The organism is Halosolutus amylolyticus (assembly GCF_023566055.1).
Classification (GTDB): domain Archaea; phylum Halobacteriota; class Halobacteria; order Halobacteriales; family Natrialbaceae; genus Halosolutus; species Halosolutus amylolyticus.
The window spans coordinates 802,276-818,156 of record NZ_JALIQP010000001.1 but is presented as its reverse complement, the minus strand read 5'-3'; the positions used below and the strand labels follow the sequence as shown (position 1 = coordinate 818,156).

14 protein-coding genes and 1 pseudogene are annotated in these 15,881 nt (G+C 66.4%); 7 read left to right on the top strand and 8 right to left on the bottom strand.

The window, feature by feature from the left end; translation table 11 throughout:
• Positions 1 to 72: 72 nt before the first annotated feature.
• Complete coding sequence (locus MUN73_RS03900; protein WP_250139135.1) at positions 73 to 1,242, bottom strand: NAD(P)/FAD-dependent oxidoreductase; 1,170 nt, start codon at positions 1,240 to 1,242, stop codon at positions 73 to 75.
• Positions 1,243 to 1,428: 186 nt separating this feature from the next.
• Between MUN73_RS03900 and MUN73_RS03895 the strand changes: the two genes are divergently transcribed.
• Both MUN73_RS03895 and MUN73_RS03890 read left to right on the top strand, forming a co-directional pair.
• Positions 1,429 to 2,775, top strand: a complete 1,347-nt coding sequence (locus MUN73_RS03895; protein WP_250139134.1) for an acetyl ornithine aminotransferase family protein — start codon at positions 1,429 to 1,431, stop codon at positions 2,773 to 2,775.
• Positions 2,775 to 4,016 (top strand): M20 family metallopeptidase, encoded by a 1,242-nt coding sequence (locus tag MUN73_RS03890; protein WP_250139133.1) that lies wholly within the window; start codon positions 2,775 to 2,777, stop codon positions 4,014 to 4,016. Before MUN73_RS03895 ends, MUN73_RS03890 begins: the two co-directional genes overlap by 1 nt.
• A 74-nt stretch (positions 4,017 to 4,090) precedes the next feature.
• Here the strand turns inward: MUN73_RS03890 and MUN73_RS03885 are convergent, their stop codons facing one another.
• Complete coding sequence (locus MUN73_RS03885) at positions 4,091 to 5,605, bottom strand: aldehyde dehydrogenase family protein (protein WP_250139132.1); 1,515 nt, start codon at positions 5,603 to 5,605, stop codon at positions 4,091 to 4,093.
• Between the two features lie 211 nt (positions 5,606 to 5,816).
• On the opposite strand from MUN73_RS03885, the gene gdhB reads away from it, so the two are divergent.
• The 4 genes from gdhB to MUN73_RS03865 all read left to right on the top strand — a co-directional run bounded on the left by gdhB (position 5,817) and on the right by MUN73_RS03865 (position 11,061).
• The gene (gene gdhB, locus MUN73_RS03880) at positions 5,817 to 7,109 is read left to right on the top strand and encodes a glutamate dehydrogenase GdhB (RefSeq protein ID WP_250139131.1); all 1,293 of its coding nucleotides are present in this window, start codon (positions 5,817 to 5,819) and stop codon (positions 7,107 to 7,109) included.
• Between the two features lie 90 nt (positions 7,110 to 7,199).
• The gene (locus MUN73_RS03875) at positions 7,200 to 7,496 is read left to right on the top strand and encodes a MoaD/ThiS family protein (RefSeq protein WP_250139130.1); all 297 of its coding nucleotides are present in this window, start codon (positions 7,200 to 7,202) and stop codon (positions 7,494 to 7,496) included.
• Between the two features lie 120 nt (positions 7,497 to 7,616).
• Entirely contained in the window at positions 7,617 to 9,473 is a 1,857-nt protein-coding gene (locus MUN73_RS03870; RefSeq protein ID WP_250139129.1) for an aldehyde ferredoxin oxidoreductase family protein, read from the top strand.
• A 226-nt stretch (positions 9,474 to 9,699) separates the two neighbouring features.
• The gene (locus MUN73_RS03865; protein WP_250139128.1) at positions 9,700 to 11,061 is read left to right on the top strand and encodes an aminotransferase family protein; all 1,362 of its coding nucleotides are present in this window, start codon (positions 9,700 to 9,702) and stop codon (positions 11,059 to 11,061) included.
• A 103-nt stretch (positions 11,062 to 11,164) separates the two neighbouring features.
• Here MUN73_RS03865 and MUN73_RS03860 read toward each other — a convergent pair whose 3' ends face one another.
• From MUN73_RS03860 to rpl18a, 6 genes and pseudogenes are all read right to left on the bottom strand, one after another.
• The gene (locus MUN73_RS03860; protein WP_425492714.1) at positions 11,165 to 11,989 is read right to left on the bottom strand and encodes a CoA-transferase subunit beta; all 825 of its coding nucleotides are present in this window, start codon (positions 11,987 to 11,989) and stop codon (positions 11,165 to 11,167) included.
• The gene (locus MUN73_RS03855) at positions 11,989 to 12,912 is read right to left on the bottom strand and encodes a CoA transferase subunit A (RefSeq protein WP_265339091.1); all 924 of its coding nucleotides are present in this window, start codon (positions 12,910 to 12,912) and stop codon (positions 11,989 to 11,991) included. Before MUN73_RS03855 ends, MUN73_RS03860 begins: the two co-directional genes overlap by 1 nt.
• Before the next feature lie 201 nt (positions 12,913 to 13,113).
• Positions 13,114 to 13,257: pseudogene (locus MUN73_RS03850) on the bottom strand (signal recognition particle-docking protein FtsY); the annotation flags it as partial.
• A gap of 108 nt (positions 13,258 to 13,365) precedes the next feature.
• On the bottom strand, positions 13,366 to 14,715 hold the full coding sequence (gene ftsY / locus MUN73_RS03845; RefSeq protein ID WP_250139127.1) for a signal recognition particle-docking protein FtsY: 1,350 nt from the start codon (positions 14,713 to 14,715) through the stop codon (positions 13,366 to 13,368).
• 26 nt (positions 14,716 to 14,741) lie between these two features.
• Positions 14,742 to 15,197, bottom strand: coding sequence for a prefoldin subunit alpha (gene pfdA, locus MUN73_RS03840; RefSeq protein WP_250139126.1), 456 nt, complete (start codon positions 15,195 to 15,197; stop codon positions 14,742 to 14,744).
• Positions 15,194 to 15,370, bottom strand: coding sequence for a 50S ribosomal protein L18Ae (gene rpl18a / locus MUN73_RS03835; RefSeq protein WP_250139125.1), 177 nt, complete (start codon positions 15,368 to 15,370; stop codon positions 15,194 to 15,196). The genes pfdA and rpl18a overlap by 4 nt, the downstream gene beginning before the upstream one ends.
• 140 nt (positions 15,371 to 15,510) lie before the next feature.
• Between rpl18a and MUN73_RS03830 the strand changes: the two genes are divergently transcribed.
• Positions 15,511 to 15,822 carry an ASCH domain-containing protein gene (locus tag MUN73_RS03830; protein ID WP_250139124.1) on the top strand — a complete coding sequence of 104 codons (312 nt, stop codon included), beginning with the start codon at positions 15,511 to 15,513 and terminating at the stop codon, positions 15,820 to 15,822.
• The last annotated feature ends 59 nt before the right edge of the window (positions 15,823 to 15,881 follow it).

The window sequence follows — 15,881 nt, the reverse complement described above, 5'->3', positions numbered from 1 at the left end:
AGTAAATTCGATATTCTTCCTAAATACAAGGGAGTATAATGGAGAGAGTTGAATATCTTGAGTGCGGCGAGATTACCTGAGGTGATGGTGCTTGCCCTCGAGTTTGAGCATCTCTTCGATCTCGAAATCGCCCGGATGGGCGTCGAACCGAGTCGGATCCCAGTCGGAATACGTCTGTCGATCGTTACAGAGCAGAGCCGCGACCGCCCGCCCGACCGCAGGCGATCGCATGAACCCGTGGCCCTGGAGGCCGGCCGCGACGACGACTCCGTTCGGGCGACTCGCCCCGCCGGGTTCGAACGGCGGACGGCCTACGAGCGGATGCCCGTCGGGCGTCGCCGTACAGAGTCCGGCCCACGCGTTCTGGACGCCGACCTCCCCGGCCGAGAGTCGGTGGTCGATCGTATCGCTCATCTTCGCGAGGAAGTCGAAGTCGGCCCGCTGGGAATAGTCGTCGGGGTCCGACTCCACCTCCTCCGTGCCGTCGCCGACCAGGAGGCCACCCTCCTGTTCCCGCCGGAAGTACACCTCCTCGTGGGCGTCGTACACGGTTCCGATGTCGACGTCGACGGGGGTCGTCACGAGGGCCTGGGCACGATAGGGCTTTACGGGGAGATCGATCCCTGCGAGCGAGGCCACCCGATGCGACCACGGTCCGGCGGCGATCGCGACGACGTCCGTTTCGATCGTCCCCTCGTCGGTCGTCACGGACGGCGAGTCGCCCGGATCGATATCGGTCACGGACGTTCCGGGTCGGTAGTCGACCCCGTCCGCCTCCGCGTCGGCGAGAAGCGTCGTCGTGAACGTGTGGGGATCCGCGTATCCGTCCGCCGGAGCGTACGTCCCGACGGTGACGCCGTCGAGCGATAGATCGGGATAGATCGACCGCATCTCGTCCGGTTCGACGAGGCGAACGTCGGCACCTGCCTCCTGTTGCATCGCCACCTCGTGTTCGAAGACGGGGCGTTCCGCCTCGGTCCCCACCCGGAGAAACCCCGTCTGGTGAAACGTGAAGTGGTTGTCGTCGTCGGACAGCGATCGGAAGTACTCGATGCTGTAGTCCATCGCCCGTACGTCCGACGGTTCGTGGAGCTGGCTGAAGATCAGGCCGCCCGCCTTACCCGTCGTCTCGCCCGCCGCGTACCCCCGATCGAGAATCGTCACGTCGACGTCCCGGTTCGCGAGATGGGCTGCCACGCTCACGCCGATGCTCCCCGCGCCGATCACAGTTGCGTGCGTCATGAATCGATGGATAGTATACGTGGACGCGCCAGTGTCCACTGTAGACTCCTGGCAGACTGTTTGTGCGCCGGAGCTTAATGTTTTGGGAGCAGACCAACTAGATGTTTGGTTATCTGTTCTCCATTTAGTATACGGCGGATATTTTGATAGGTAGTTTAATAGACCGGGGGCCTATACGGGTTCGACATGGGTGACGAACGAGCGACTCCAGCGACCGAACCACGGATCGAAACCGACCTTCCCGGGGAAGAGACGAAGCGCGTCGTCGAGGCCGACGACGCGGTCATCTCGCCCAGTTCGCCGCGCGCCTATCCGCTGGCGATCGAACGCGCCTCGGGCGTGGCCGTGACGGACGTCGACGGGAACACGTTCTGGGACTTCGCGAGCGGCATCGCCGTGACGAACGTCGGGCACAACCACGAACGAGTCGTCGAGGCGGCGAAAGACCAACTCGACACGCTCGTCCACCCGGCGTTCTGTGACTACTACTCGCCGGAGCCGGTGCGACTGGCCGAGCGCCTGGTCGACCTCGCGCCCGGCGACTCGCCCAAGCGGCTCTTCTTCGGCAACAGCGGGACCGAAGCGGTCGAGGCGGGGATCAAGCTCGCACGCCACCACACCGGCCGCCACCGGTTCATCGCGTTCGAGGGCGCGTTTCACGGCCGATCGATGGGATCGCTCTCCCTGACCGCGAGCAAGACCAAGTACAAGCGCGGCTTCGGCCCGCTCGTCCCCGGCGTCGACCACGTTCCCTACCCGAACCCCGCGGAGGCCGAGGGCCCCGAAGACGCGATCGAGACGACCTTCGACGCGCTCGAGGATCTGCTCCGGACGCGGGTGCCCGCGGACGAGGTCGCAGGGATCGTCGTCGAACCGATCCAGGGAGAGGGCGGCTACGTCGTCCCGCCGGAAGGGTTCCACCAGCGGCTCCGCGAGTTCGCGGACGAACACGGCATGTTGCTCATCGCGGACGAGATCCAGACCGGATTCGGTCGGACCGGCGAGTGGTTCGCGATGGACCACTGGGACGTCGAACCCGACATCACCCTGATGGGCAAGGGGATCGCCAACGGCCTGCCGATGTCCGCCATGGTCGCCCGGTCAGACGTGATGACCTGGGGCAGTGGCACGCACGCGAGCACGTATCACGGGAATCCGGTCGCCGCGGCCGCCGCCAACGCCGTCATCGACGTCATCGAGGACGAGGCGTTGCTCGAGAACGCGCGGTCGGTCGGAACTCATCTTCAGGACGAACTTCGGGACTTCGCCGCCGACGTCGACGAGATCAGCGACGTCCGGGGACGCGGCCTCATGATCGGGGTCGAGTTCACCGATCCGGAGACCGGCGAGTACCTCGGCGACCTCGCGGAGGAGATCATGCACGCCGCCTGGAAACAGGGCTTGATGCTCCTGCCCTGCGGCGAGAGCACGATCAGGTTCGCCCCGCCGCTGACGCTCACCCGCGAGCAGGCCGCGACGGGCGTCGACCTGTTCGCTGACGCGGTCGCCGAAGCCGTCGCGGTGATGGACTGATGAGTCGGCCGCGGGACGGATCGCCGACCGCCACCGCGAACCTCCGCGATCGGATCGACGCGACCGAGACGGTGTCGTTGCTCCAGGACCTCGTGCGCATCGAGAGCCCGTTTTTCGAGGAAGACGAACTCGCCCGGGCGGTCTACGACTGGCTCGATGAGCACGGTCTGGAGCCGGAATACCACGCCGTGAGCGAACCGGACATCACCGGCTTCGAGGGCGACAACGTCGTCGCACGGCTCGAGGGGACCGATCCCGACGCGCCGACGCTCCTCCTGAACGGGCACATGGACACCGTTCGGCTCGTCGACGGCTGGGACGAGGACCCGCTCTCCGGGCGCATCGAGGACGGCAAACTGTACGGCCAGGGTGCCTGCGACATGAAAGGCGGGCTGGTCTCGCTCCTCGTGGCGTTCCGGGCGCTCGCCGAATCCGACCTGGAGCTCCGTGGTGACGTCGTCCTCACGGCGGTCGTCGGCGAGGAGGGACCGTACGGACTCGGCACCTACCAGCTGCTTCGGGACGGACTCCTCGACGACGTGGACGGCGCGATCGTCGCCGAACCGGGCCCCGCGATCGGCCAGCAGGACCTGACGAATCCGGCGCTCGTCCTGGGGGCGCGGGGCGGGTTCCGCTACGAGATCACCGTCTCCGGCGACCCGGCCCACGCCGCCCACCCCGAGATGGGGACGAACGCCGTCGTCGACGCATCCCGGATCGCGACCGCCATCACCGAGATGGACTGTGGCGAGCATCCGGCGCTCGGCCGGGGATCGATCTGTCCCCTGGAGATCCGGGGCGGCGAGGACCCGCTCTCGGTGCCCGATCGGTGTACGCTCGCGGTCAACCGTCACGTGGTCCCGGGTGAGACCGCGGCGAGCGTCCTCGAGCAAGCGGAACGGCTCGTCGCGGGGCTCGATCTCGACTCCACGGTCGAGGTCGAACTCAGGGACACGCCGGGCGAGGACGCGCGGTTCGGGCCGTACGTGACCGACGAGGACCACCCCCTCGTCCGGGTGCTGGCCGATCGGAGCGAACGGGTGACCGGGCGCGACCCCGAAATCGGCTACTTTTCGAGCATCGGCGATTTCAACTACCTCGGCCACGCGGCCGGAATCCCGACCGTCATCCTCGGCCCCGACGGCGAGAACGTCCACGACGCCGGCGAATACGTCTATACGGACGACGTCGTGGACGTCGCCCGGATCGTCGCCGACGCCGCCGCGACCTGGCTGTCGTAGCGATCCACGCGTTCGAGTGAAAACAGGTCTCCAGCGAGAAGTGCGAAAAGCGGCCGTCTCGATCGGCAGACGGCCTACAGCGAGGGCTCGTCGAGTTCGAGGTTGACCGTCTTGGTCCGGGTGTAGTACTCGAGGGCGTCCTTGCCGCACTCGCGGCCGATCCCGGAGCGCTTGTAGCCGCCGAACGGACCACCGGTGACCGTCGAGCCGTAGGTGTTGACCCAGACGCTCCCGGCCTCCAGGTCGGCGGCGGCCCGGTGGGCGAGGTCGGTGGTCTCCGTCGCGATGCCAGCGGCCAGCCCGTAGGGCGTGTCGTTGGCGATCTCGATCGCTTCCTCGTACGTTCCGAAGGTGTTGATCGTCTCGACGGGGCCGAAGATTTCCTCGCGCGCGACCTGCATGTCGTTGTCGACGCCGTCGAAGACCGTCGGCTCGACGTACCAGCCATCCGCCAGGTCGCCGCCGGGCCGATCGCCGCCGGAAACCAGCGTCGCGCCCTCGTCGATCCCGGCGTCGACGTAGCCCGTGACCTTCTCGTACTGGGCCCGGGAGGTGAGCGGTCCCATCGTCGTCTCCTCGGCGAGCGGGTCGCCGATCACGTGGGACTCGGCCGCCTCGACGAACCGATCGACGAACTCGTCGTGGACGTCCTCGTGGACGAGCACCCGCGAGGGCGCGTCACAGGACTGGCCGGTGTTGTAGAAGATGCCGCCAGCGACGGTCTCGACGGCCGTCTCGAGGTCGGCGTCGGGGAAGACGAGGAACGGCGACTTGCCGCCGAGTTCGAGGGTGACGGGCGTGATCGCGTCGGCCGCGGTGCGCATCACTTCCTCGCCGGTCACGTCCTCGCCCGTAAAGGAGAGTTTGTCCACGCCCTCGTGGCCCGCGAGCGGCGCGCCGGCCTCCTCGCCGTAGCCGTGGACGACGTTGAGGACGCCGTCCGGGAGGATGCCCGCCGAGAGCTGGGCGACCCGGGTGGCCGTGAGGGGACTGTCCTCCGCCGGCTTGAGGACGACCGCGTTCCCCGCCGCCAGCGCGGGGCCGAGCTTCCACGATGCCAGCACGAGCGGGAAGTTCCACGGGACGATCGCGCCGACGACGCCGTACGGTTCGCGGCGGGTGTAGACGTGGGAGTCGTTCGAGACGGGAACCTGAACCCCCTCCTGTCCGCGGCCCACCGACGCGTAGTACTCGACGAACTCGAGGGCCTTCTCGATCTCGCCTTTCGCGTGAGCGAGCGGCTTGCCCACGTCGAGACTCTCCAGCAACGCCAGTTCGTCGACGTGGTCGCGGAGCCGATCGACCCACTCCCGGAGCAACCGCGATCGCTCCGCGGCCGTCGTCTCGCCCCACTCGCCGTCCATCGCGTCGCGTGCGGCGGCGACGGCCCGATCGACGTCCGCCGGACCGCTTCGCGGGACCGCCGTGATGGGAATCGTGACGGCCGGGTCGGTCGTCTCGAACGTCTCGTCGGTGCTCGCGGCGACCGACTCGCCATCGATCCAGTTGCCGAACGATCGATCCGTCGTCGCCCGTTCGATCGCCTCGCGGTGGTTCTCCTCGATCGTGCCGTCGTAGTAGTCGACCATCGTGGGTTCCTCGTCGGCGACGACGGACCGGGACCGCTTAGTGGTTTTGATCGCCTACAATAAATCGTCCTTTTGGTAACTCCGAATACGATTTTGGAGGCGATATATGATAGGAAACCTAATGTAGGTTGCTCGGTGTTGTCGAACACGACCGCGAGCGGTGACGGCCCGCGGCGATCGGGTCGGACCGGTCCGGTGGAGGTTCACGGAGATGGCAACTACCCGCGACGGAACGACGGACGGGAATCGAACGGACGGCGCGTCCGAATCGGCGGCCGACACCGCGCGCCAGCAACTCGACCGCGCAGCGGCGCACCTGGAGGTCGATCCGGGGATCATCGAGCGGCTGAAACACCCGACGCAGGTCCACCGCGTGTCGATACCGCTGCGGCGAGACGACGGCAGTCTCGAGGTGTTCACGGGGTATCGTGCCCAGCACGACGACGTTCGCGGCCCGTACAAGGGTGGACTGCGCTACCACCCGGCCGTCAGCGAAGACGAGTGCGTCGGACTGGCGATGTGGATGACCTGGAAGTGCGCCGTCATGGACCTCCCCTTCGGCGGAGCGAAGGGTGGCGTGGTCGTCGATCCGAAAGACCTCAGCGAGGGCGAGCGGGAGCGACTCACGCGCCGGTTCGCGGAGGAACTTCGCGACTACGTCGGGCCGACCCGCGACATTCCGGCACCGGACATGGGGACCGACGCCCAGACGATGGCCTGGTTCATGGACGCCTACAGCATGCAGGAGGGCGAGACCATCCCCGGCGTCGTGACCGGGAAACCGACGGTTCTCGGCGGAAGCTACGGTCGCGACGCGGCACCGGGCCGGAGCGTCGCGATCGTCACCCGGGAGACGGTCGAGGACCGCGGCGACGATCTCGCGGACGCGACGATCGCCGTCCAGGGGTTCGGGAGCGTCGGCGCGAACGCCGCTCGCCTGCTCGACGAGTGGGGCGCCGACGTCGTCGCCGTGAGCGACGTCGACGGCGCGATCTACGATCCCGACGGGCTCGACCCGCAGGTCCTCCTCACCCATCACGAGGAACCGGGCGCCGTCTCCGGCTACGAGGACGCCGACGCGCTCTCGAACGACGACCTGCTGACTCTCGACGTCGACGTCCTCGTCCCCGCCGCCGTCGGCAACGTCCTGACCGCCGACAACGCGCCCGACGTCCGGGCGGACCTGATCGTCGAGGGCGCGAACGGACCGACGACCGCCGCCGCCGACGCAATCTTCGACGATCGCGGCATCGACGTCGTCCCGGACATCCTCGCGAACGCCGGCGGCGTCACCGTCAGCTACTTCGAGTGGCTCCAGCACGTCAACCGTCGCCAGTGGACCGTAGCGGAGGTCCACGAGGAACTCGAGTCGACGATGCTGTCGGCCTGGCGGGACGTCCGGCGCGAGGTTCGCGATCGGGACGTCTCGTGGCGCGAGGCCGCCTACGTCGTCGCACTCTCGCGAATCGCCGACGCAAAAACCGCTCGCGGGCTCTGGCCCTGACGATCGCCGTCCGGTCCCGGCCCCGGACTCCGTTGGAACGAACCGAACGTATTGCGAATATATTTGTACCTGCCACAGATAGTGAGGGCGATGGTCGAGGTCGTACTCTACGGTCCCGTCCGGGACGCGGTCGGCGAGAAACGACTCACTGCACGCGGCGACACCGTCGACGCGGTGCTCGCGGACGTCGTCGCCACGCACCCGGAACTTGAGTCGGCGCTGTACGACGACGACGAGTTCCGATCGGAGATCAACGTCCTCGTCGACGGGCGAAAGCTCGCGACGCTGGACGGCGTCGACACGACGCTCGAGGGGGGCGAGACGGTCCAGATCACGGCCGCGATGAGCGGCGGAAGTCATCGATTGCTGTATCAAAGACGATTTTGAACCCGAATTTTTATTATAGCACGCAATAGTTCGATCGTTTCTCGTTATTGTTACTAACACATAACCAGTCCGACACAAGTGTTAAGTGAAATTGTCGCCTCTCTCCGCCAAGAGACTCACATGTCAGCGTTTGGAACGACGCTCCGCGTCGACCTCACCGATCGGACGGTCACGACAGAACGGATCGACGACGAACTCGTCGAGACGTATCTCGGCGGGACCGGTCTCGCCGCTCGCATCCTCTACGACGAACTCGAACCCGGCGTCGACCCGCTCGGCCCGGCGAACAAACTGGTGTTCGCGACAGGCCCGATCACCGGAACGCGCGCCCCGACCAGCGGCCGCCACTCCGTGAGCGCGCTCAGCCCGCTGACGGGAATCCTCGGCGAAGCGACCAGCGGCGGGGACTGGGGCTCGGCCCTGCGGCGGGCCGGGTTCGACCTCGTCATCGTTGAGGGCGAAGCCGACGACCCCGTCTACCTCCACGTCGAGGACGGCGAGTACGAACTCCGCGACGCGTCGGATCTGTGGGGGCTGGACGTCCCCGAGACGACCGAGCGGATCCAGGACGACGTCGGCGAAGACGCCGTCGTGAGTACGATCGGACGGGCGGGCGAGAACGAGGTCCGGTTCGCCGCGGTGATGAACGACGTCAAGCGCGCCGCCGGCCGGACCGGGATGGGAGCGGTCATGGGCGCGAAGCAACTCAAGGCGATCAGCGTGATCGGGACGGGCGATCCGCACCATCACATCGACGACACGGAGGCGTACAGGGACCTGACGCTGGAACTCACCCAGACCGTCACGCAGACCCCGAGCACGAAGACCCGGCGCGATCACGGGACCGCGGCCGCCATCGAGGAAGAGTCGGAGGTGTTCGACAACCTCCCGACGAAGTACTTCGAGAAGGGCGAGTTCGACGGGGCCTGGGACATCAGCGGCCCCCGGATGTCCGAGGACTACCTGACGAACGTCTACGCGTGCGGCCAGTGTCCGATCGCCTGCGGCCGGGTCGTCTCGATGGAGAGCGATCGGTTCGGTTCGCTGTCCGACCAGGGCGGCCCCGAGTACGAGACGCTGGCCTCGTTCGGAAGCCTCAGCATGAACGACGACTTCGAGAGCATCGCCCGGGCGAACGAACTCTGTAACCGGTACGGGCTGGACACGATCAGCGCCGGCCACGTCGTCGCGTTCGCCATCGCCGCACAGGACCGCGGCCTCGTCGACGAGAACGAGACCGGGATGGACCTGGACTGGGGGAACGAGGAGGAAATCGTCGAACTCGTCCACCGGATCGCCGATCGCGACGGTTTCGGTGACGTGCTCGCCGACGGGGTCGTCCGGGCGGCGAGTGCGATCGACGGCGAGGAACACGCGCTTCACGTCAAGGGCCTCGAACTCCCGATGCACGAACCGCGAGCCCAGAAGACGATGGGGCTCACCTACGCCACGTCGAACCGGGGCGCGTGTCACATGCGGGCGTTCACCGGCTACGTCGACATCTACGGCTACGACATTCCGGACCTCGAGATCTACTCGGACAACTACCCGCGCCACGCCTCCGAAGGGAAGGCCGAACTCGAGGTCGTCATGCAGAACCTGTTCAACGTCTACGACTCGATGTGTGGCTGCAAGTTCTCCTACCCGCCGGGGACGGAGAACATCACCGTCGCCCAGCTCGCGGACCTCCTCGGCCTCGCGACCGGCCGCGACATGGACCGGGACGACGTGCTCGAACTCGGCGATCGGATTTTCACCATGAAGCGGCTGTTCAACGTCCGCGAGGGCATCTCTCGCGAGGACGATCGGCTCCCGTCGCTGTTCACCGACGAGGCCCACGAGGAGGGGTCCAACGCAGGCGAGGTCGTCGAACTGGCCGAGATGCTCGAGGAGTACTACGAACGGCGCGGCTGGGACGACGAGGGCCGGCCGACCGACGACCACCTCGCCGAGATCGGCATGGCCGAACTGGCCTGATTCTGGACCGACTCTTCTCCAGGCTCGATCCGCGCGGCGACGCGATCGGTGGCCAGCGACCGTCGCCGCTACTCTGCCAGCCCCGACGGGGACGCGAGAGCGGTCGCTCTCCTGTAGGCCCGATTTATTGCAACGATTATCATATTATCCCACTCTATTCAGAATAGAGCCAATCAACTACCCCTTCAGTAAGACTTAATTCAGACAAATACGTTTAGCGCTATACATGGGCAATCCAGAACACCTGTTCTACAAGTGGGGCGGCGGAATGGACCCCGACTTTCCGCGGATCCGCCGCGCCTACGACGAATTTCTCGTGACCGAAGACGGTCGTGAACTCGTCGACGCCGCAGCGGGTGCGGCGGTCGTCAATCTCGGCCACTCCGTTCCGGGCGTCGCGGACGTCGCCGGCGGGCAACTCGACGAGGTTTCGTATCTCAGTCTCTCACACTTCTCTCACGACGCTCCCGAGGAACTGGCCGAGTCACTGGCTACAGCGGCACCCGGCGACCTGAACGCTGCCTTCTTCGTCAACTCCGGGAGCGAAGCGAACGAGATGGCGTTCAAACTGGCCAGGACGTACCACCGGGAAACGGGGAACCCGCACAAGAACACGATCATCGGCCGCTGGCAATCCTACCACGGGGCGACCCTCGGGGCGCTCTCGGCGACCGGGAACACGACCAGACGGAGCGAGTACGAACCGATGCTCCACGGCTGGCCCCACGTTCCCCCGGCCTACCCCTACCGCTGGTCGTACGACGGAACGCGCGAGGAGCAGGCGATCGCCGCCGCGCGCGAACTGGAGACGACGATCAAACAGGAAGGGCCGGAGACGGTCGCCGCGTTCGTCGCGGAACCCGTCTCGGGCGCGAGCATCCCCGCCGCCCACCCACACCCCGCCTACTACGAGGAGATCCGGCGCATCTGCGACGAGTACGACGTGCTCTTCATCGCGGACGAGGTCATGACCGGGTTCGGCCGGACGGGACCGATGTTCGCGATGGAACGCTTCGACGTCGTCCCGGACATGATGACTCTCGGCAAGGGGCTCTCCGGCGGCTACGCGCCGATCAGCGCGACGCTGGTCCGGGACGACGTCGCCGCCGAGTTCGAGAACGGGTCCGGCCAGTCGTTCGCACACGGCCACACCTTCGGCGGAAACCCGCTCTCGGCGGCGATCGCGGCCCACGTCGTCGACCAGTACACGGACGCGGTGCTGGAGACGGGACGACAGCGCGGCGAGCAACTGGTCTCCGAACTCGCCTCACTGCGGGAGCATCCGATCGTCGGCGACGTCCGTCACGCCGGGGCCATGATCGGCATCGAGTTCGTCGCCGATCGCGACACGAAAACGCCGTTCGATCCGGACCTGAACGTCAACAAACGCGTCTACGATCGTGCGCTCGAGCAGGGGGTCTACACTTACCCCGGGTCCGGGTCGGTCGACGGAATCGCCGGCGACCACCTCATGCTGACGCCGCCGTTGACGATCAGCGAGGAGTCGATCGAGCGCGTCGCGGACGCGGTAATCGACGCGGTCGAACACGTAGCCGAGACGGTCGCGCCGAACGCCGCCTCGCAGTAACCGAATTCGAGACTGGGCGCTGTTTTCCATCGGTGCGGCGAGGGTATCGGAGGTCGATCCGGACGACGTGCTTCGGACGACGAACGGCAAAAAAGCGATCGGGCTACTCGAGATAAACGCCGTCCGGATCGAGTTTCTCGCGGATGAGTCGGAGTTCCTCGGCGGTCGGCGTCGGCGTCGTCCCGACGTCGTCGGCGAACGCGACGTCCCAGCCGGTCGCGTCCCGGACCTCCTCGCGCGAGACGCCCGGGTGGAGCGTCTCGACGTACAGTTCGCCGTCCTCGTCGAAGCGCATGACCGCCAGGTCCGTGATGATCGCCTCTGGACCGCCGCGGAGGCCGAGTTCCTCGCGGCCCTCCCGTCCGTCGACGTAGCCGGGACTGGTGACGAAGTCGACTTCAGCCGGGAATCGGCGCTCCTGGTGGGGCGTGATGACCAGCGTCCGGTGAGCGTTGCTGGCAATCTCGCAGGCCCCGCCGCTGCCCGGCAGTCGAACGGCCGGGTCCTCGTAGTCGCCGATGACCGTCGAGTTGATGTTGCCGTGGCGATCGATCTGGGCTCCGCCGAGGAAGCCGACGTCGATCTGGCCGCCCTGGAGGTACTTGCTGAACCCCTCGAACATCGGGACGACCCCGGCCGCGCCGGTCGCGAGGACTGGATCCCCGATCGACAGCGGCAACGAGGTCGGGTCCGAGTCGATCGTCCCCGACTCGTAGACCATCCGCAGGTTCGGCGCGTGGGTTCGTTTCGCCAGGTTACAGGCGAGGTTCGGCACGCCCACGCCGACGAGCACCGACTCGCCGTCCTCCAGTTCCCGGGCCGCCGTCGTGACCATCAGTTCCGTCGACGTGTAGTCGCAGTCGGCGTCGGCCGCTCGCTCGTCGGTTCCGTCGATCGCCTCGTCCGCGTCGGATTCGGTTCCCGTCATCAGTAGCCCCCCATGTCGATCGGCGTCGCGTACTCGGTGGTCGGTTCCAGGTCGAGCAGTCGATCGCTGTCGAGTTTCTCGAGGTACTCGCGGCGATCGGCCACGCCGTGGACCCACTCGTCGAGCCACGCCTCGATGCTGGCCTGCGACTCCGAGACCTCGTCCCACTCGAGGTAGGCGTCGTTGTCCCGATCGTAGTACCCCTGTGCGTAGGAGGGGTGGGAACCGTACGGTTCCTCGACGACGTAGTCGACGACCGAGGCAGGGACGACGGTCCGGTTCGGATCGCTCCGGATGACCTGCTCGTCGACGACCTCCTCGACGCTCAGGACGACGGTATCCGCGGCGAACGCGACCTCGGGAATCTCGCCCTGGATCCCCCAGACGTGTGCGTTACCGCTCGCGTCGCTTCGCTGGGCCCGGACGACCGCGACGTCCGGACACAGCGGCGGTACGGCGTAGATTTCGTCGTCGCCGAAGGGGTCCTCGACCCGGCGGATGTGATCGTTGTGTTCGGGCAGATCCGAACCCACGAACGTCCGGACCGGCATGAACGGCAACCCGCGCGCGCCGGCCGCGAGCCGTGCCGTCAGTCCGAAGTGCGTGTACTCGTCGATCTCGATCGGATGCGGAACGTCGTCTTCGACCGCCCGGCGAAATGCGCGGAGGCCTCCGACGCCCGGATTCCCGGCCCATGAGAACGTCACCGTCGACGCACAGCCTGCGGCGATCAGTTGATCGTAGATCAGGTCCGGCGTCGCCCGGATCAGGTTCAGATCGGTGTACTCCTGTCGGACGATTTCGTGACCGGCCGCGAACGGGATCAGGTGGGTAAACCCCGCGAGATACACCGAATCGCCGTCGCTTACGGATCGGTCGATCGCGGTCTCCATGTCCGTCACCGCCGCCGATCCGTCAGCCATTGTTGACCACAGGATTATTTACCGCCATTCTGGTCGTTTTTCGACCAACTATATCGTACTTCATTTGTACGTATTACAATATATCCCGACTCTATAGACCTTGCGGTGGCTACTGTCGACGCGATCGACGGACGCCCGGGATGGACATCGCTCTCGTCGATCGTTCCGAACGGATCACGTGCCGAAAAGACGGCGAGTGGGCTACGACTCGTCGTCCGCGAGGAGACGATCGGCCATCTGCTCGGGGTCGAACCGCTCCAGGTCGTCGTACCCCTGTCCGACGCCGAGAAAGAGGATCGGTTTCCCGGTGACGTGGGCGATCGAGATCGCTGCGCCATCGTCGGACCGGAGGTCCGACGTGGATCGCCTCGCGCTGCTCGGCTCACCGCCGTTGGAGTCGGGTCGGCTTCGTCAGTTTCGATGTATTGAACGTCGAAGAAGGCACGAACCGCGTTACTCCTCGAGCAGCCGATCGGCCATCTCCTCGGGATCGAACCGCTCCAGGTCGTCGTACCCCTGTCCGACGCCGAGAAAGAGGATGGGCTTCCCGGTGACGTGGGCGATCGAGATCGCTGCGCCGCCGTTGGAGTCGGCGTCGGCCTTGGTGAGGATCGCGCCGTCCATCTCGACGGCCTCGTTGAACTCGCGGGCCCGATTCACGGCGTCCTGGCCCGCGACGGCTTCGTCGACGAACAGCGTCATGTCGGGATCGACGACGCGGCCGATCTTCTCGAGCTGGTCCATCAGCCCCTCGTCAGTGTGGAGGCGACCGGCCGTATCGCCGAGGACGACGTCGACGTCGTTGGCCTCGGCGTACTCGACGGCGTCGTACAGCACCGCAGCGGGATCGCCGCCCTGCTCGTGGCTGATGAGCTTCGTCCCCAGCGCGTCGGCGTGTTCCTGGATCTGCTCGTTGGCCCCGGCACGGTAGGTGTCGCCGTTCGCCATCACGGTCGAGTAGCCCCGCTCCTCGAAGTAGCGGCTCAGCTTGGCGATCGAGGTCGTCTTCCCGACGCCGTTGACGCCGGTGAAGACGATCGTGACGGGCTTGTCCTCGATCGCGATGCGCTCGTCGAAGTCGAACTGGCCGACACTGATCACGTCGTAGATCGCGTCACGCAGGGCCTCCTCGACCACGTCGCCGGTCGAGGTGGTGAACGTGCGGGTCTCCCCGACCAGTTCGTCGCGGATGTTGTCGAGGATCTCCTCGGCGACGCCCATCTCCACGTCGCTCGAGAGCAACGCCAGTTCGAGTTCGTGCAGCGGGTCCTCGAGGTCCTCCTCCTCGATGACGAACTTCCCGCGGACGAGCGACTTGGCCTTCCGGCCGAAGCCGGTCGAGTTGTTCTCCTCATCCCCGTCAGCGTCCTCGTCCACGGCGTCGTCGGCTGCGGACTCTACGGGGTCGGCCTCCGGTTCCGGTTCCGGTTCGGCGTCGGGCGCCCCCGTGGACTCCGGTTCGCCGCCGGACGTCGGAGACGGTTCGGCCGTCGTCGCCGCTGACGACCCAGGAGTGTCGCCGTCCTGTGCATCCAGTTCCGCGTCCGGCCCGGTCCGTGCGCCCGCCGCTTCGGTCGCCGCGGCGTCGAGATCCGCCCGTGGTTCGGCCGCCTCCGCAGACTCTCCAGGGGTAGTATCGGGGGCTTCCGCCGACGCGGCCGCCTCCACACCGTCGCCACGCTCGGCCTCCGCGCGTTCCTCGTCGTCGAGTTCGTCTTCCTCGACCTCCTCGACGTTCTCTTCGGCGGCCTCTTCGGCGTCTTTGCGGAAGCTCCCGAGCTTGTCCTTCAGGTTGTCGAACATGGATATCGGTGGTGGTCCCTACGCGGCTATTCGTCGGGGCCCTGGCCCTGACCGCCCATCTGTTGCATCTGCTGTTGCATCGCCTGCTGCTGGAGCTGCTGGGCCTGCTGTTCGAGCTGGTCGCTCTCGGTCTCGAGTTCCGAAATCTCCGACGTGATCTCGTCGATCCGATCGTCGAGGTGGTCTTTCTTGTTCTCGAGGGCGTCGACGGCGTCGTCCTGTTCGAACTCCGCGGCGTAGTCGGCGCCGAGGTCGACGATCGCCTCGTCGATGTCCTGGATCTCCGCGCGGAGGTACGCGCCGCCGCCGAGGGGCACCTGCACGGTCGAGCCCGACTCGAGCGTCTCGAGGGCCTCGATGGCCTCGTCGACCTCGGTCTTCTCCTGCTGGATGCCCTCGACCGACTGCTGGAGCGCCTCGATCTGTTCCTGGATCTCCTGGAGTTCCTGGGAGAGCTGCTGGAGCTGCTGTTGACTGCTCATCGCTGGGCTACCTCCTCGAGTTCGATCTCGGTACGTTTGAGCCCGTGCTGGCTCCCGAGCTGGGAGAGGGCGTGCTCGCGGGCAACGTTCTCGTTCTCCGCGTCGATCGTCGTCTCGAACTCCGCGAATCCGTCGCGGTTCTTGAACCGACCACTGACCGTAAACTCACTCATGTCTTCCCCTCCGGCAGGGAGCCGGAAGAATCTTCCCTTCCCATTCGACGGTCGGATCGCGATCGATCGCGCCACGGTGTCGGGGAAACCCCACGTGCGGAGGCCAAACGGTTTTCCGGGACGTGAGCGAACGACGCTCCATGAGCGAGATCGATCCCGCAACCCTGCTCCCGAGCGATCGGATGCGCAAGCGGGCCAGAGACGGCGCGGTCACGCAGATCCACCGCGGCCAGCAGTACGCCGAAGAAGGAGACACGTTCACGATCGACGACACGACGTTCGAGGTGCGCGAGGTGACCGATCGTACGCTGGGCGACCTGACCGACGAGGACGCGCAGGCCGAAGGAATGGACGATCTCGAGGCCTATCGACGACTGCTCGAGCGCGCCCACGAGAACTTCGAGTGGGACGACGACAGCGAAGTCGTCATGCACCGGTTCGAGCCGCAGTAGCGGCCGCGTGTGGTGGCTGGTGGAGAGATCGGAGAAGCGAGATCGGACCGAAGACGGGC

Coding starts and splice junctions, on each gene's coding strand:
- MUN73_RS03900 (WP_250139135.1), bottom strand. CDS start 1,242: ATGACGCACGCAACTGTGATCGGCGCGGGGAGCATCGGCGTGAGCGTG.
- MUN73_RS03895 (WP_250139134.1), top strand. CDS start 1,429: ATGGGTGACGAACGAGCGACTCCAGCGACCGAACCACGGATCGAAACC.
- MUN73_RS03890 (WP_250139133.1), top strand. CDS start 2,775: ATGAGTCGGCCGCGGGACGGATCGCCGACCGCCACCGCGAACCTCCGC.
- MUN73_RS03885 (WP_250139132.1), bottom strand. CDS start 5,605: ATGGTCGACTACTACGACGGCACGATCGAGGAGAACCACCGCGAGGCG.
- gdhB (WP_250139131.1), top strand. CDS start 5,817: ATGGCAACTACCCGCGACGGAACGACGGACGGGAATCGAACGGACGGC.
- MUN73_RS03875 (WP_250139130.1), top strand. CDS start 7,200: ATGGTCGAGGTCGTACTCTACGGTCCCGTCCGGGACGCGGTCGGCGAG.
- MUN73_RS03870 (WP_250139129.1), top strand. CDS start 7,617: ATGTCAGCGTTTGGAACGACGCTCCGCGTCGACCTCACCGATCGGACG.
- MUN73_RS03865 (WP_250139128.1), top strand. CDS start 9,700: ATGGGCAATCCAGAACACCTGTTCTACAAGTGGGGCGGCGGAATGGAC.
- MUN73_RS03860 (WP_425492714.1), bottom strand. CDS start 11,989: ATGACGGGAACCGAATCCGACGCGGACGAGGCGATCGACGGAACCGAC.
- MUN73_RS03855 (WP_265339091.1), bottom strand. CDS start 12,912: ATGGCTGACGGATCGGCGGCGGTGACGGACATGGAGACCGCGATCGAC.
- ftsY (WP_250139127.1), bottom strand. CDS start 14,715: ATGTTCGACAACCTGAAGGACAAGCTCGGGAGCTTCCGCAAAGACGCC.
- pfdA (WP_250139126.1), bottom strand. CDS start 15,197: ATGAGCAGTCAACAGCAGCTCCAGCAGCTCTCCCAGGAACTCCAGGAG.
- rpl18a (WP_250139125.1), bottom strand. CDS start 15,370: ATGAGTGAGTTTACGGTCAGTGGTCGGTTCAAGAACCGCGACGGATTC.
- MUN73_RS03830 (WP_250139124.1), top strand. CDS start 15,511: ATGAGCGAGATCGATCCCGCAACCCTGCTCCCGAGCGATCGGATGCGC.